This window comes from Lactobacillus laiwuensis, from assembly GCF_019972835.1.
Taxonomy (GTDB): domain Bacteria; phylum Bacillota; class Bacilli; order Lactobacillales; family Lactobacillaceae; genus Lactobacillus; species Lactobacillus laiwuensis.
Map to the genome: position 1 here is coordinate 75786 of NZ_BPPB01000007.1, position 16452 is coordinate 92237.

Sequence of the window (16452 nt, forward strand, 5' to 3'; positions counted from 1 at the left end):
GGTCTTTTGAAGCAAAAAAATTCCCAGCACCATAATGCTGAGAAAATTTTATCAAAATTACTGTATTTCTTTTTTACCAGTATATAACTCGTAGTAGTAACCCTTTTGCTTTAGAAGCTGCTCATGGTTGCCGGCTTCAATAATATGACCATGATCAAGTACTAAAATCAAGTCCGAGTTAACAATTGTTGAAAGACGGTGGGCAATAACAAAACTTGTACGTCCTGCAAGCAGATTATCCATACCAGCCTGCACTAGCTTTTCAGTTTGGGTATCAATGCTGGAAGTTGCCTCATCTAAAATCATGACTGGCTCATCCGCAATCATCGCCCGTGCAATACTGAGCAGCTGCATTTGACCCTGAGACAGGTCTCCGCCATTACCATCGATAATAGTTTTGTAGCCTTCGTCTAAGTGATGAATGAATTCATCGGCATGCGATAAGTGCGCTGCCTGGTACACATCATCATCACTTGCTTCAGCATTACCAAAACGGATATTATCCATAACTGTACCGGTAAACATGTGTGTGTCCTGCAATACTATTGATAACGACCGCCTTAAATCATCTTTTTTAATTCTATTAATCGGAATACCGTCATAAGTTATAGTACCAGAGTTAATTTCGTAGAAACGATTAATCATATTAGAAATAGTGGTTTTGCCCGCTCCAGTTTCACCAACCAGCGCTACTTTCATACCAGGTTTGGCATCAATCGAAATATCATACAAAATTTGTTTATTTGGCGAATAACCAAAGTTAACATGATCAAAAACAATATGACCATTGACAGTAACTTTCTTCACTGACCCATCTTTTTGCGGTACATTCCAGTGCCATGCACCCTTTACATCTTCGTCTTTAGTGATGGTTACATCACCATCATCAACTTCAACTATCTGATCTTCTAATTTGAAAATTCTTTCCGCACCCGCTAATGCCATTACGATAGAATTTAACTGTTGTGAAATCTGAGCTATCGGCATTGCAAACTGTTTTGATAACTGCAAAAAGGCACCAATAACTCCTAATGAAAGAGGTGCAATATGATTGATGGCCACCGCACCACCTAAAACTGCAATTAACACATAAAGCAAGTTGCCCAAGTTACCCATAATTGGGAATAAAATCGTGGCATAAGTATGAGCCTTGCCAGATGCTACTTGCAATGAATCGTTATAAGTATTAAAATCTTGCTCAACTTCAGGCTCATGGCTAAAGACTTTAATTACCTTAAGGCCATTAAGCATTTCTTCATTATAACCGTTAACTTGCCCTAATTCTTTTTGCTGCAACTTAAAGTAATGAGCTGAACGTATCGTTAAAAAGCGTACAACGATAATAGAAAGTGCAAAGACTATTAAAGTAAAAATAGTTAGTTGCCAGCTCAAAACCAGCATCGCACCCAAAACGAAAATAAGGTTTAAAGTTGAGTTCATAAACTGTGGAATAGACTGCGAAATCATTTGTTGCAACGTATCAATGTCGTTAGTGTAACAGCTCATGATGTCGCCATAATCATTTTCATCGAAATAAGAAATTGGCAATTTTTCCATGTGCTCAAACATTTCCATCCGCACTCTGAATTGGACTTTTTGAGCTAAAACTGCCATTAACATTGCAAAAAGATAATTAGAAATGAATCCAATAGCGTAACAGCCAAACATTACTGCAATTGCGTGCAAAAGTGGACCAAAATCTGGTCTGGCCTCTTTGGTTAGCGGAATAATATAAGTATTTATCAAGCGTTCGATAAATAAGGATCCTAAAACATTTGCAGCAGCCGTGAGAATTATGGCAACTGTAGAACTGATGAGCATCAAGGGACTAGTACTGGCAACTAATTTAAGCAGGCGCCACAGTATTGTAGAACGTTTACCAGAGATTTGGTTATTTTGCTTTTCCACTGCTTTATTCAAATTAATCACCTACTTCTTTTGTTCTTCTTGAAACTTGGCAATCGAGCTGTACAAGTCATTGCGTTGCATCAGTTCTTCATGCGTACCAATATCCTGAATTTTACCATCATCCATGACAATTATTCTGTCTGCATCCTTAATGGATACGATTCTCTGCGAAATAATTATTTTAGTGGTATCCGGCATATTTTCTACCAGTGCTTCGCGGATTTGACGCTCAGTTTGTGTATCAACCGCTGAAGTAGAATCATCCAAAATTAAAATCTTGGGTCTCTTTAGCAATGCCCTTGCAATTGTAATTCTTTGCTTTTGGCCACCGGAAACATTAGTCCCCCCTTGTTCAACCATAGTTTCATACTGGTCAGGCATTTCACGAATAAAATCATCTGCATGAGCAATTTTGGCAGCAGCAACAATTTCTTCATCAGTAGCATTTTCGTTACCCCATTTCAGGTTCTCCTTAATGGTTCCTGAAAACAGAACATTATTTTGCAAAACCATCGCTACGTTGTCACGCAGTGTTTTTAAATCATATGATTTTACATTATGTCCTGATACCCGAACTGCTCCAGAATCCGTATCATAAAGCCGGGGAATCATGGATACTAAGGTTGATTTAGATGATCCGGTTTTCCCAATGATACCAATTGTCTCACCCGGTTTAATGGTTAAATTGATATTGTTCAAAGCCAGGTTCTTATCATCTGGATCATATTTAAAATTAACGTGATCAAAAATTACTTCACCATTATTTACATGCTTTAAAGGCTTGCGTGGATTTTCAATTGATGGTTTTTCATTGATAACGTCCGCAATTCTGTGTCCACTAGCAGCAGAAACAACCAGCTGAGTAAAGATCATTGCCAACATATTCAAACTGCCTAAGACAGAGTTTGAATATGAAAACATTGAAATAAGCTGCCCAGTTTGTAAACTGCCACCAACAATTTCTTTGGCCCCGAACCAGCAAATAGCCAAGTTAGAAATATTTAACACTGCCATAACCACCAGTGAGTTCAGTGACATGATTTTTTGGGCAGTGGCAAATAGTCTGTAGATAAAGCCGGCAGATTTTTTAAATTTAACTGTTTGTGCTTCTTCTTGAACATAGGTTTTAACTTCACGAATGCCGCGAATGTTTTCCCGCACTACTTGGTTCATGCGGTCATAACCCCTAAAAATCTTAGGAAAATACTTGCTGGCACTTTTAATAATGATACCAAGCAGAATAACAAAAATTGGGGCAATCACTACAAATACCAGTGACAATTGGGGGCTGACAATAACAGACATGATTATTGAAACCAATAACATCATTGGCGCTCTGACTGCAATTCTAATTAATATTTGATACGACATCTGAACGTTATTAACGTCAGTCGTCATTCTCGTAACCAAACTGGCACTAGAAAAATTGTCAATATTTTCAAAAGAGTAGTCTTGCACATGATAAAACATATCTTTACGTAAATTAGCTGCAAACCCAGCTGCAGCATGAGCAGAGGCATAGCTGGCACCAGAACCTAAAACAAGTGAAAGAACCGTAAACACCAATAAAACAATACCGCTTTTAGTAATATAGGGCATGTTCCCTTTCATAATGCCATTATCAATTAAAATACCGACCAAATATGGTATTAACATTTCAATGATAACTTCACCAGTGACAAAGAGTGGTGACAGCAAAGACAGTTTTTTATACTGCCTGATTGACTTACTCAGCGTGTTAATCATTAAATACCTCTTTCTAATTTATTAATGCGTTGTTTTTAAACGTGTACTTCAGTTTAAAAAGGATAAATAGATTCATAGCAAATCTATTTATCCTTTAAAATATATAGTTATCTAAGTATAGCTCTTTTCTTGACAAAAAGCACCCTATTTGCTCCTATCAGCTGGTGAAAAGGCAGAGCCAATGATTTGATAATGTCGACGGAAAAACCAGCGAATACCATATACTACCGCAGCAATTATTAAATTATATATTCCAGGTAAAACCGGATTTATAATTTGTAATGCCCGCAGAGACAGTACGCCAAAGCAGATAAAGAGTAATGCCATCATTAAAATAAAACCCCAAATTAATTTTGACCAAGGAATTTTACGATTTTTACCGCCATTAGGTAAGACCCATTCATTATACTTCGTCATAAAAACGCCTAAAGCAGCACCAACAATCAGCAAAGTTAAGGCACCCATCTCTGAATTATATTTGTTATTCTTTTGGAATAAACCAATTAAGCCAAAAAGACCAAAGAAAAGGGCAACATAAAATAAAGCATTATCTGTGGCGTATTGCCAAAACGGAATATCAGACGCTTTCCGCTTTTTCGGCTTTAGCATATCAGCAGCTTTTAATTTAGGTGACATATTATAGTATGTATTGGCCGGCTGACCATGACGCTGTGCAATTATTAAATCATTCAAAAGCTCATCTACTTTCTTTTGAGCATCTTCATGACTCATTTTACCTTGTGTTTCAAGCTCCTTTTGCAAGCGAAAAATGTAATCAGAATTTTTATTGCTGAGTTGCTTGCGCAACTGATCAGGTTTCATCTGTTTAACCTCATCATCTTTATTCTGATTGACTACTTTCTCTTTTAATTTTTCTTGCTTATTAGTATCGATTTTAGCTTGTACTTCAGTTTTCTTTTCTGCCATTATTTTTTCCTAAACGTTAAATCTAAATTCAATAATGTCACCGTCTTGGACTTCATAATCTTTGCCTTCAAGACGTAATTTCCCGGCTTCTTTGACCTTTTGCATGGTTTCATATTTATCCAAATCGGTAAATGAAACTACTTCGGCACGAATAAATCCCCGTTCAAAATCTGAGTGAATAACGCCGGCAACTTGTGGTGCTTTCATGCCCTTATGGAAAGTCCAGGCACGTGTCTCGGGTCCACCAGCTGTGAAGAAAGTTCTTAGGCCCAAAATGTGGTAAGCTGCTCTAATTAATCGGTCAAGACCTGACTCTGTTACACCTTCAGCTTCTAAAAACTCTGCTTTTTCATTATCATCCAAGCCGGCAATTTCTTCTTCAGTGGCTGCGGAAATACCTAAGCATTCAGCATTTTCACTGTCAGCATGTTTTTTGACAATTTGATAATATTGATCTTTTTCTGGCTCAGCCATTGAACTTTCTGCAATATTAGCTACATAAATAACCGGTTTGTCAGTTAACAAAAATAGGCCCTTAACAATTTTTTGTTCATCTTCATTAAACTTGATTGAGCGAACGGGTTTACCCTCTTCTAGAACTGGCTTAATCTTTTGCAAAACGTTAAATTCAGCTTTAGCTTCCTTATCATTTTGCTGGGCAATCTTTTTTACCTTATTAATGCGGCGATTAACGGCATCTAAGTCAGCAATTGCCAATTCCAAGTTAATAGTATTGATATCTTCCTCTGGATCTACTTTACCGGTAACTGAAGTAATGTTGTCATCTTTAAAAGCACGAACAACATGAATAATCGCATCAGTCTGGCGAATATTCTCCAAGAATTTATTACCTAAACCCTCGCCTTTTGAAGCTCCTTTAACTAAACCGGCAATATCGGTAAATTCAAAAGTAGTATGAACTATTTTTTTTGCAGGAATCAATTCCTGAATGCGCGCAAGTCTCTTATCAGGAACTTCAACCATACCAACATTGGGTTCAATGGTGGCAAACGGGTAATTGGCCATTTCCGCTCCCGCTTTCGTAATTGCGTTAAACAAAGTTGATTTACCAACATTAGGCAAGCCAACAATCCCAGCAGTTAGTGACATTTTTATCCTCTTTCTTTAACAAAAATCAATTATTTTCTTGATTAAAACCAGGTCTTACTATTTCTTCTTTAGGCACATAAAGCTCATTTTTAGTGTTGACCGGATCATTCGCCTTAGTTAAAACTTTTTTCAAGTTATGCGTAAATTTTGAACGCGGCATCATGACGATGTGGCCGCAGCCCATACATTTTAACCTGATATCAGCTCCTAAGCGCAAAACCTCCCAGTCATTAGTCTTACAAGCATGAGGTTTCTTCATCAACACCGTATCTGCCAAACTATAAGAAATCTCTTTATTCATCAAGATCGACTCCCAACACATCAAGTATTCTATTTAATTCAGCAGTTGAAGAAAAACTGATTGACAGATGACCGTTACCTTTTTTGTTTTCTGAAATATTGACAGTTGAACCCAACTTATCAGCTAGCTGATGTTCAGTAGCACGAATAAAAGGTGATTTATGAACTGTCTTTTTGCGGGGCTTCTTAGCATTAAGACTGGCTACCAATGCCTCAACTTTGCGCACTGGCATCCCTTCTTTAACCACTTGTTTAGCTACTTCATCAATCTTGTCTTTATTTTTTAAGCCTAAAAGCGTTCTGGCCTGACCCATTGAAAGCTCACCATGTTGAAGCAAATGTTTGGTTTTGCTTGGTAAAGTAAGCAAACGCAAATAATTTGCAATATAAGGACGGGACTTGCCCATTCTTTTTGAAACTTCTTCTTGAGTTAAGCCTAAATTTTTTTGCAGCATTTCGTAAGCCTGAGCTTCTTCAAGCGGTGTTAAATCTTCACGTTGCAAGTTTTCCAGAACCGCAACTTCCATCATTTGACTTTCGCTAAAGTCACGTACAATGGCAGGTATAGTAGTCTTTTTGGCTAGTTTTGAGGCACGAAACCTGCGTTCACCAGCGATAATCTCATACCCTTTAACCGACTTACGGACAATAATTGGTTGAAAAACCCCATTTTCTTTAATTGAATCAGCCAGCTCTTTAAGAGACTTATCATCAAAATTTTTGCGTGGCTGATATGGGTTCGGTCTGATATCGCTTAAATTAAGATCCTGAATTTCTTCCTCATTGTCCTCAATCTGCGGCTCGTCTTCAAACAAAGCTTCAATTCCGCGGCCCAGGCCACCATGCTTTTTTGTATCTTTACTTCTTGAGTTTCTTGCCATGATTCTTCAACACCTCCTTGGCTAAATCATCATAAACTTCAGCACCCCGTGAATTAGGCGCATATTCAGTAATTGCTTGCCCATAACTAGGTGCCTCAGCCAGTTTAGTAATTCTGGGGATAATAGTTTTATATACTTTATCGGAAAAATAAGAACGCACTTCTTTAACAACTTCAGCGCCCAAATTAGTCCGAGCATCCAGCATTGTCAGTAAGACGCCTTCCACCCCTAAATCTTTGTTAAAGTGCTTTTGCACCAAGCGAATAGTGTTAAGCAACTGGCTAAGACCTTCCATAGCATAATATTCACTTTGAACGGGAATCAAAATTGAATCCGATGCTGTAAAAGCATTAATAGACAGCTGGCCTAAAGAAGGTGGACAATCAATAAAGATAAAATCATAATTGCCACTAATTGAATCTAAAGCAGATTTTAAACGCGTTTCACGCGCCATCATACTAATCAGTTCTGTTTCTGCACCGGACAAATTAATAGTTGCCGGAACCAAATCCAAGCGATTAGTCGAAGTATGGAAAATCGTATCTTTAAGCGGAACATCATTAATCAAAACGCTATAAATATCTTGATCAATTGCAGACTTTTCAATTCCCAAGCCAGAAGTGGCATTACCCTGCGGATCAATATCCACAATTAAGACTTGATACCCACGTTCCGCAATCGAAGCCGCTAAATTAATAGTCGTGGTCGTCTTACCAACGCCACCTTTTTGGTTAGCAACCGAAATTACACTCACCATATTTTCCATGCCTTCCTACTTTCTTTTTAATTCAATCGTGATCATATAATCATCAGGATCGTTATTTTCTTTAAACTTAACCTTAATGCCAGACTGCTGTGCAAGCTTGATCGCCTTTTTGATCGTATTAATTTGTACCTTTAGGTCTTTGGGAATTCGATTAGCTGCTCGTCTGGTCTTTTCAGCCTGCTCTTTTTCTTTGTCCTCAATTTTCTTGCCGGCAAAATATTGCTCTACATTTTTAACGATTTTCTCGGTATCGCTCACATTAAGGTTGTGAGCCAAAATTTCATCGAGAACGCGACCTTGATCTTTTTCACTAAGTCCGACTAAACAGCGTCCATGACGAGGAGAAATTTCACCACTGGCCAAATAACTCTGCACCTTAGGTGTCAGCTTTAAAAGGCGCAACTTGTTAGCAACATAAGATTGTGACTTGCCAATATTTTGGGCCAAAGTTGTTTGAGTTAAGTTATTTAACTTCATGAGATTATTATAGGCCTGTGCTTCATCTATTGGATTTAAATCTTCTCTTTGTAAGTTTTCTATTAAAGCTAATGAAGCAGCTTGACTATCATCCATATTGTTTACGATAGCCGGAATTTTTTCCCAAGCTAGATGCTTTGCGGCCCGCAACCTGCGTTCGCCGGCAACAATTTCATAATCATCGCCCTTTTCACGCACAATAATAGGTTGCAGCAAGCCATCTTTATCTAAAGTCGTTGCTAATTCACGAATTGATTCTTCAGAAAACTCATGTCGTGGTTGATATGAATTAGGTTTTATTTTACTTAGTTCAATATCCTGAACTTGCTTATTTTTAGGTATTTCTTCATGATGACGCAAAGAAGAAAATAATGACATTTTGAGTCCCCCTGTTTAATGAATTGGTTTGCGGTGCGGTGTGCCCGCCTGCCGCGGATATTTTTTGGGTGTAGGCTGCACTTTTTTTACCAAAATTAGCGTGCGCTCTTCTGTGCTTTGAGGCAGTTGCAATTCTTTTATGGCAATTGCCTTGCCACCTAAAATTTTTAAAGCTTTCTGACTCAATTTTAATTCATCTTCAGCTTTTGGTCCCTTGAGAGCAATAAAATTGCCGCCATTTTTGACAAGTGGCAAGCAGTATTCACTTAAAACAGCCATGTTGGCAACAGCTCTGGCAGTTACAATATCAAACTGCTCACGATAATGTTTATTTTGGCCCACGTCTTCAGCACGCCCATGAACCAAGGTAACATTTTTTAAATTTAGCTGGGTGATCAATCCTTGCAAAAAATTCAGTCTTTTACCAAGAGAATCAACTATTGTTATTTGCAGTTCTGGCAACATAATTTTTAATGGTATTGAAGGAAAACCGGCTCCGGCACCAACATCGCATAAAGAGCTGCTTGACTTCAAAACCGTACTAAAGGTCAAAAGCGGCGTGATGCTATCATAAAAATGTTTGAGGTAAACATCATTCTCTGCAGTTATTCGCGTGAGATTAACGTGCTTGTTAGCTTCAATCAGACTGGTAAAGTATTGGTTAAATTGGTTGATTTGATTTTCATTTAATTTAAAATTACGTTTTGATAATTCTTGGACAAATTGTTCAGGATTCATTTTTCACCCGTGAAACCTTGTTTCACACCCTCTAAATTTAACGCTAAAAATGGCTTATTGTAAAGTCAATGCATCCCTTTAATTATGAAATATTTTTCGACTGTCGTCAAAGTCTAAACGCATAAATTAAGCTATAATATCGTCAAAGGAGATTAATATGATTGTTACTCTAATTGTTCTGGCTTATTTGGCACTAAAAACTTATAAAGGTTTTCAAACCGGCTTTACCAGACTAATCATTAATTTGGTATTTGCTGCTATTGTCTTCATTGCAGCAATTCTGTTTCAAAATCCCGTTGGCAATTGGCTTTACAGTCAAATCACGGGACAGAATATTCAAACCACTTTAACTCCCGGAACCAACCTAATGCTCTTTCGTTTTTTAGCCTTCTTCATTATTGTTTTTATCGGTAAGATGGTGGTTAAGATTTTTAAAGGCTGGGTGCCAAATAAAAATCCCCATGCAACTAACTTCGGCAACTTACTAGATAGCGTTTTGGGTGCTGTCGTATCTTTTTTTGCCAGTTATTTCTTCGTGTATATTATATTGTCAATGCTTAATGCTCTGCAAAATCCGTGGTTTATCCAGCAAACTTTGGATTCTTCATTTATCCGTTTCATTATTTATAACACACCTGGCTTATCCAACGGATTGTTCAACAGCATTTTTAGTATCAGTAGAACTGCTGCCTAAATTAAATGAAACTATCATCAGTGTATAAACTGGTTAGTTTAAGTGCTGTTTTTGTTTAACAATTAGCAAAAGTTTACTCTGATTTCTAACTAAAATAATTTGAGTAATTGTGTTATATGCACCTTTACTAATAATAGAAATCCACAAATTTTTTGCACATATTTGCCATTTTTGGTAGTAAACTGGTTATAAAGGCATTTTGAATAAGAAAATTAGGAGGATAAATTGAAAAGCAAATTAACCTTAAAGAAAATTGTAACTCTTTCTGCAGCCATTATTCTTGCAGCACCTGTTTTCAGTAACAGTCTGACCAAAACAGTTAGCGCAGAAACGGAATCTCAAAATAAGCAATTAAAGCAGGACCCTAATCAAGTAAATAAAGAGTCTGAGACGCAAAAGTCGCAAGAAGACCAAAAGACAGACAAAGAAACAGATAAGACCGAAACCAAGGTCCCAGCTGCCAAGACTCAGAATAAAAAGCCTGCTAATATCACAGCCAAAAAAGTCAAAACTTTCAAAATAGCAATTGTTAAAAAGAATTATGGTATTTATCTTGATAATTTTACCAAGAAGAAAGCAGCCAAGAATTATTTTCACCAAACTTTTAATGTCAATAAAAAATTCACCCACAACGGCAAAACATACTATTGGCTTAACAAAAAGGGCAAGAAATCAATTGGCTACATTAATAAAAAAGCTGTAGCTACTCCTAATCAGGCTAAAACAATTGAAAAGACGCCGTATGTCAGTCAATACGTTCCTGTTAAAACCCCGTGGGGCTGTGCAGGAGCCTCAATGGCGATGCTGTTAGGTTCTCAGGGACAGAAAATTACTACTAGCTTGCTTACAAAAATTCAAAATAATTTACCAATGCAACCAGTTAAAGGCGGACAAAAAGGAAATGTTTACACTGGCGTCGGTTTTGGCTACGTAATTAGCCCAGGTGCCTTAGCTAAATATGCCCGGACTTTTAAAAAGGGCAAAAAGATTATTAATATTTCCAGTAAAAAGCTAACTGTTGATGATCTTAAAATGTATATTCAGGCTGGCAAGCCAGTGTTATACTATGGCTTTTCTTCATATCAAAAAGCTGGCGATTACAAGCGCAATCACTGCAAAGTTATCACCGGCTACAAGAAAGGCAGGTTCTTAGTTTATGATCCCCTTTATTACTCCAAGTTTGATAAAGCGGGTACAGGTGGCAAGAACATGAATTATGATCATGGTGCAATTGCCTGGGTACCAAAGAGTGCTATTCAAGCAGAATTTTGCCATAAAGCTCTCTCGTTCAAATAATATACTTACATTACGAATTTAAATTGTAATTAAAAAAGTGCCTTTCACGGCACTTTTTTATTACTTTTGAAAGTTGTCATACTCAACGTGCTCATCGTTATAAACAAAAACTGCCCCGATGCGATCTGGATTATCATGCCAACCAGCAACCGGCTTACCTGCAAAAAATAGCCTCTTACATTCGATTTCTGCTTCAACTGAATACTTGGTAAAGGTAGTCACTCCGGCTAAATCAGTTTCAACCGGATAGCCAGTCCGCGGGTCAATTAAATGGTGATATTTATGCCCGTCAACTACCAAGTACCGTTCATAAGTACCACTAGTAACAGCCGAACATTGTGGTACCATTACCGAAGCAATATTATTGCCACGCGGCTCTTTAGGATCCTGCACTCCTACTGACCACTGACCACTAGTCCTTTTAGGAGAATCACCAACAAGTAGAATGTTGCCACCAAGATTAATAATTCCAGCATGAACACCATAGGCCATCCAGAAATCTTTAATGCGATCAGCAATCCAGCCTTTAGCAATACCCCCAAGATCTAATTCCATACCCGACTTTTTCAAAAAAACGGTTTGGTCTGTGTCATTCAAGTCAACACTAAAAGGATCAATCAGCTTCATCCTTTCTTTAATCTGATCATCAGTTGGAACATGGGCTCCCTTAAAACCAATTGCCCATAATTTAACGACTGGACCAATTAAAGCATTAAAGCCAAAATTTTTCCGGCTCTCTTCTACTGCTAATTTGATTAAATCATAGGTACCACTGGAAACTTGCACTGGATGTTTACCAGCCGCATGGTTTACATCCATAACTTCAGATTCATCACGATTAACTGTTAATAAATCTTCATAATGATCAATCAAAGTAAACGAGTCATTAATAACACTTTTATCGCGTGCTCCAAAAATTTGTAAGGTTATTGATGTGCCTAAAGCATGATGTTGTCCTACTTGTTGTTCTAAAGCTAAATTTTTTATCATTGATTTTATCCCTACTTCTCCAAATAGTTTTCTCTTATTTTTTCTTTCATCTGCTCATCGATTCTTAATTGTTTATCAATATAAGAATCAATGCCGCCATAGTTTTCATTGATTGTAATCAAGCTCGTATCAATATACGCATTGGCTACCGAACCCAAAATGCGCATGTTAGCACGGAACTTATCATTTTCTCCGGCCCTTTTAAATCGCTCATCACGAACCTTGCGGTAATCGTTGAGCATCAAGTTGGAATAAAGATAGTCCTGCCGAATGGTCTCTAGGTCTACTCCCAAAATGTGAAGCAATATTACAGTTACCAATCCCGTCCTGTCTTTACCTTCTGAACAATGGTATAAAACTGAGCCCTGGGTCGTTTCAGCAATTAAACTGACAATTTGGTGAATGCTATTCTGAGCAAATTTATTGCTGACATGATCATGATATCTCTGACACATAGTATAAAAACCCGCATATTGATCATGGCGATATTGTTCAAATTCTATACTCATATCCAGACCATTGCCACCAGTATTGTCATCAACAGACAAGGGAAATTCATAATGGTTAACACCTGGTATATTTTGGTCGGGATTAGCCTTGCACTCAGCTGGTGAACGTAAATCGATAATTTTACTCAGACCATAATCAAGCAAAAATTTTTCATCTTTTGGGATTATTTTACTTATGTTGCCTGTACGCAATAAACGATGACTTTTGATTTTATGGCCCCCCAGGCCAATATAACCGCCTAAGTCGCGGGGATTACGCACAGATTTTACAGGTAAAACGACAGGTTTTGTCATGCCAACTTCCTTTCACATCAAAAATAACCGGATAGGATGCTCCTATCCGGTTATTTTACTCTCTACCAGCTAAACTGGCAAAAGTTTATTTATGTGCTTGCTCAACAAACTTGAAGAAGTTATCCATCATGCCATCTAACTGCTTGATAGTAGCTTCATCAGTTAATTCTCCAGTTTCTTTGTTAAACTTATCTGGAGCTTGACCAATTAAAACTTCGTTGCCTGGTAAAACATTTGCACTCATATCAGGTGAAAGCAAAATTTCACGCATATCTTCTTGAGCACGACCAGTACCTTGTGCACCGTATGATGCACCAGCAACAGCAACTGGCTTCATCTTCATAACATTAGGGCCTGCATGTGAACCAAGCCATTCAAGGCTGCTCTTTAAAGCAGCAGGAATAGTATGATCATATTCAGGAGTAGTGATTATTATACCATCAGCACTCTTAACTTCTTCAATCCAGGCCTTAATAGTGTCATCAGCCATTTCTGTTCTGCAGAAAGGTGTCAATTTATCGACTTCTTTTACTTCAATATCTGCTTTGTCACTATAATGCTTGGCAATAAATTGTGCTAAAAAACGATTATAGGAAAAAGGTGCATTTGTACCAACAATTGCTAATATTTTCATTCTCGACCCTCCTACTTAGTTACTTGTGCGTACCAACTATCAACTTCATCGAAAAATTGACCTAAGAATTTAACGGTTGGCTCATCTTTCAAGTCACCATTATCATCAAACTGTGTTGGTGCAACACCCATCATGAATTCATCACCATTAAAGACCTTGGCGCCAAAGCCTGGTGCAGTCAACAAACTCTTCAAACGACTTTGTGAACGAGATCCACCTTGTGGCATTGGTGAAGTTGAAACAATAGCAACTGGCTTACCCTTAAATGGGTGAGTTACACAAGATAACCACTCAAGTGCGCTACTTAAAGCACTGGTAACAGAGTGTTGTTGCTCAGGAGAACCGATTAAAACCAAATCAGCGTCTTCAATTTCTTTAGTTAAGGTTTGAATTGCTTCTGGAGCATCTTCACCCTCTTTAAACATTGGCAACCCTTTAACAGTTGCAAACTTAAAATCATACTTGTCGGCAAAATGCTTAGAAATAAATTTAAGCAATGCCTCATTAAATGAATTATTGGCATTTGAGCCACATAATGCAAGGATTTTCATAAAAACCACCTTTCAGGAAAACTAACTTCAAAATTAATTATAGCATATTCGTATCTTTTTAACATGTTCCTTGTTTCAGATAGTTTTAATAATTTAATAACTGCTCCCAGCCAATAATTCTTTTGCCAATAGAGCATTAAAGTCTATTTCTTATCTTTGTCTTCATTAGTATCAAATAAAGAAACTTTACTAGTCTTGCTTAGCCAGTCATTTAAGATTGCATCATTAATCTGTGCTGTTAAAACATTTATAATTTGTGTTTGTGAAAAAGTCGCAATTTTATTAACTATTAATGAAGCAATACCACTAGTGGTAATCCAGTTAGCAATGACAACACTTCTAATTCTATCTTCGGAATAATTACTATCTGGATATTGCTCCTTAAATTTTTCAATACCAAAATTAATTAATGTATCGGCGATAATTTTACTACCAAATTTACCGTCAACAAACATTGCTCTAAAAAGATTTTCCTGTTCCTTAGCAAAATCAATATATGATAGATCCATATCAATTAATGGTTTATCCGTATACCTTTTTTGCAAAATATTATTCTTTAAGTTGTCGGCAATTTTACGCAAAACTTCTTTGCGTAAGTCTTCCATGCTATTAAACTCAAGATACAAAGGTTGAGTGGAAAAATGACCAGCTTTGGCAATATTGCGAGCAGTCAAACTCTCAATGCCGTCTTTAACAACCATTTTGTAGGCAATACTTAAAATCTTATTTCTTCCTATTTCTTTTTTTCTAGCCATTTTGGTTTTCCTTGATTAATTTTAAACGTACTATTATATAAACCAGTTTTCTAGAGACAGTACTACTATCGAAACTTCATTTAGCCAAATATTTGAAATGAGTTAATTATTCCTCATTATTTAAAAATTCATCATAATAAGTCGAAACCATGTTACTTACTTCTTCTTTGCTTAGACCTTGCGCTGCGCAATAGGAAAAGAAAGCAGCGGACAGAATATAACCTCGTTCAGAATCATCTGTTAGATTGTCTGAAAAAGTCATATTAATGCTATGGTTTTGGTAATCGGTTGACAACTCAATCGACTTATCTTCTGGGACATCATTCATTACTATACCTCTACATAAAAAGCCTTACTCAGTAATATATTATACTCGTATCGCTAATAAATAAAATAAAAATTATACCAAATTAAAACATATACTCAAAAATACTTTTTTGTTATTTTAGCAAAGAGATCATTATTTCCTAGTAATTTACTCAAGTAGTTAAAAAACAAATTAATAATTATATTTTTTGATTACATTCGTTATTTCACTTCAAAAAATAACATTATCTTTCTACTACTAAGAATAATAAATTTAAAAGTACTTTGTCAAGAGCAAAGTACTTTTTTATAGTACAAAAGAATCAAGGATTTTTCTGTGAAATTTAAGCAGTAAAAAATGATTTCAATTAATAACATTGTTCATGCTAAACTGAAATTATTACAAATAATAAAATTACTATTAACAAAAAAAGATTAGTTGATTCTTCGCTTTTAATTAAAATAATTCTGCCGGTTATTTTTTATATTGTTATTTTTATTTACAAAATTTAATAACTAAAGCGTTTGCTTAATTTTGCCATCCATCATCTCATAAATGTGGTCTGCGTATTGCTTTAATCTGGGATCATGCGTTACCAACAAAACCGCCTTATTATAACTTTTTGCCAGTTTTTTAAACAACTTTCCTACTTCTGCCACATTTACACTGTCAAGTGAAGCAGTAGGCTCATCAGCCAGCAAAATTTGAGGATTGGCGTAAAGAGCACGTGCAATTGCTGCCCGTTGCTGCTGACCGCCTGATAATTCACTCGGATATTTATCAAGTAAAGAATTGATACCAAGCTGTTTTAATAATTCCTGCAATTTTTCTTGACTGATATTGCCTCTTTTCTTTACCTTATTAACTAGTTCAAACTGCTCTCTAATTTTTAAAAAAGGAACTAAATTATAAGCCTGCAATACAAAACCCAGCTGCATTAGTCGTAAATGATCACTTGCTTTTGCAGAAATCCGTGCAATATTCTGACCATTGACAATAACTTCTCCTGTAGTTGGTTTTTGCAAAGAACCGGCTATTGTTAAAAAGGTGCTTTTACCTGCTCCTGAAGGCCCCATAATCAAAACCACTTCACCTAGATTGGCTTTAAAATTAATATTTTTAAGGGCAACAACTTGTGCAGCTCCAATGCCATATACTTTTTGAACATTTTTTAATTCGATAATTGCCATA

Annotated in this window: 18 protein-coding genes; 2 read left to right on the forward strand and 16 right to left on the reverse strand. The window is 36.6% G+C overall.

The window, feature by feature from the left end; all coding sequences use genetic code 11:
- Window positions 1–57 precede the first annotated feature (57 nt).
- From LDM92_RS07145 to rsmG, 9 genes are all read right to left on the reverse strand, one after another.
- The gene (locus tag LDM92_RS07145) at window positions 58–1929 is read right to left on the reverse strand and encodes an ABC transporter ATP-binding protein (protein WP_373868653.1); all 1872 of its coding nucleotides are present in this window, start codon (window positions 1927–1929) and stop codon (window positions 58–60) included.
- Window positions 1930–3654, reverse strand: coding sequence for an ABC transporter ATP-binding protein (locus LDM92_RS07150; RefSeq protein WP_223902628.1), 1725 nt, complete (start codon window positions 3652–3654; stop codon window positions 1930–1932).
- A gap of 144 nt (window positions 3655–3798) precedes the next feature.
- Window positions 3799–4581 carry a DUF1129 family protein gene (locus LDM92_RS07155; protein WP_223902629.1) on the reverse strand — a complete coding sequence of 261 codons (783 nt, stop codon included), beginning with the start codon at window positions 4579–4581 and terminating at the stop codon, window positions 3799–3801.
- A 9-nt stretch (window positions 4582–4590) separates the two neighbouring features.
- Window positions 4591–5691 (reverse strand): redox-regulated ATPase YchF, encoded by a 1101-nt coding sequence (gene ychF, locus LDM92_RS07160; protein ID WP_223902630.1) that lies wholly within the window; start codon window positions 5689–5691, stop codon window positions 4591–4593.
- A gap of 25 nt (window positions 5692–5716) precedes the next feature.
- On the reverse strand, window positions 5717–5992 hold the full coding sequence (locus LDM92_RS07165) for a DUF951 domain-containing protein (protein ID WP_223902631.1): 276 nt from the start codon (window positions 5990–5992) through the stop codon (window positions 5717–5719).
- The gene (locus tag LDM92_RS07170; protein ID WP_223902632.1) at window positions 5985–6872 is read right to left on the reverse strand and encodes a ParB/RepB/Spo0J family partition protein; all 888 of its coding nucleotides are present in this window, start codon (window positions 6870–6872) and stop codon (window positions 5985–5987) included. The genes LDM92_RS07165 and LDM92_RS07170 overlap by 8 nt, the downstream gene beginning before the upstream one ends.
- Window positions 6850–7629 (reverse strand): ParA family protein, encoded by a 780-nt coding sequence (locus LDM92_RS07175; protein WP_198180500.1) that lies wholly within the window; start codon window positions 7627–7629, stop codon window positions 6850–6852. The genes LDM92_RS07170 and LDM92_RS07175 overlap by 23 nt, the downstream gene beginning before the upstream one ends.
- Before the next feature lie 15 nt (window positions 7630–7644).
- Window positions 7645–8493, reverse strand: a complete 849-nt coding sequence (noc, locus tag LDM92_RS07180) for a nucleoid occlusion protein (protein ID WP_223902633.1) — start codon at window positions 8491–8493, stop codon at window positions 7645–7647.
- A 15-nt stretch (window positions 8494–8508) separates the two neighbouring features.
- The gene (gene rsmG / locus LDM92_RS07185; protein ID WP_223902634.1) at window positions 8509–9231 is read right to left on the reverse strand and encodes a 16S rRNA (guanine(527)-N(7))-methyltransferase RsmG; all 723 of its coding nucleotides are present in this window, start codon (window positions 9229–9231) and stop codon (window positions 8509–8511) included.
- Window positions 9232–9388: 157 nt separating this feature from the next.
- Here rsmG and LDM92_RS07190 point away from each other — a divergent pair, with 157 nt between their 5' ends.
- Both LDM92_RS07190 and LDM92_RS07195 read left to right on the forward strand, forming a co-directional pair.
- Window positions 9389–9925, forward strand: coding sequence for a CvpA family protein (locus LDM92_RS07190; protein WP_223902635.1), 537 nt, complete (start codon window positions 9389–9391; stop codon window positions 9923–9925).
- 225 nt (window positions 9926–10150) lie between these two features.
- Window positions 10151–11221, forward strand: a complete 1071-nt coding sequence (locus LDM92_RS07195; protein WP_223902636.1) for a C39 family peptidase — start codon at window positions 10151–10153, stop codon at window positions 11219–11221.
- A gap of 60 nt (window positions 11222–11281) precedes the next feature.
- On the opposite strand, the gene LDM92_RS07200 is transcribed toward LDM92_RS07195, so the two are convergent.
- From LDM92_RS07200 to LDM92_RS07230, 7 genes are all read right to left on the reverse strand, one after another.
- A complete protein-coding gene (locus LDM92_RS07200) occupies window positions 11282–12211 on the reverse strand; it encodes an FAD:protein FMN transferase (protein WP_223902637.1) in 930 nt (309 codons plus the stop codon).
- An 11-nt stretch (window positions 12212–12222) separates the two neighbouring features.
- On the reverse strand, window positions 12223–13014 hold the full coding sequence (locus tag LDM92_RS07205; protein ID WP_223902638.1) for a tyrosine-protein phosphatase: 792 nt from the start codon (window positions 13012–13014) through the stop codon (window positions 12223–12225).
- An 85-nt stretch (window positions 13015–13099) separates the two neighbouring features.
- The gene (locus LDM92_RS07210; RefSeq protein ID WP_223902639.1) at window positions 13100–13648 is read right to left on the reverse strand and encodes an NADPH-dependent FMN reductase; all 549 of its coding nucleotides are present in this window, start codon (window positions 13646–13648) and stop codon (window positions 13100–13102) included.
- An 11-nt stretch (window positions 13649–13659) separates the two neighbouring features.
- Entirely contained in the window at window positions 13660–14199 is a 540-nt protein-coding gene (locus tag LDM92_RS07215) for an NADPH-dependent FMN reductase (RefSeq protein WP_223902640.1), read from the reverse strand.
- A gap of 143 nt (window positions 14200–14342) precedes the next feature.
- Window positions 14343–14954 (reverse strand): TetR/AcrR family transcriptional regulator, encoded by a 612-nt coding sequence (locus LDM92_RS07220; RefSeq protein ID WP_223902641.1) that lies wholly within the window; start codon window positions 14952–14954, stop codon window positions 14343–14345.
- A 106-nt stretch (window positions 14955–15060) separates the two neighbouring features.
- Window positions 15061–15282: a hypothetical protein gene (locus LDM92_RS07225; protein ID WP_223902642.1), complete on the reverse strand. Its 222-nt coding sequence runs from the start codon at window positions 15280–15282 to the stop codon at window positions 15061–15063.
- Between the two features lie 494 nt (window positions 15283–15776).
- Window positions 15777–16451 carry an ABC transporter ATP-binding protein gene (locus LDM92_RS07230; RefSeq protein WP_223902643.1) on the reverse strand — a complete coding sequence of 225 codons (675 nt, stop codon included), beginning with the start codon at window positions 16449–16451 and terminating at the stop codon, window positions 15777–15779.
- Window position 16452 lies beyond the last annotated feature (1 nt).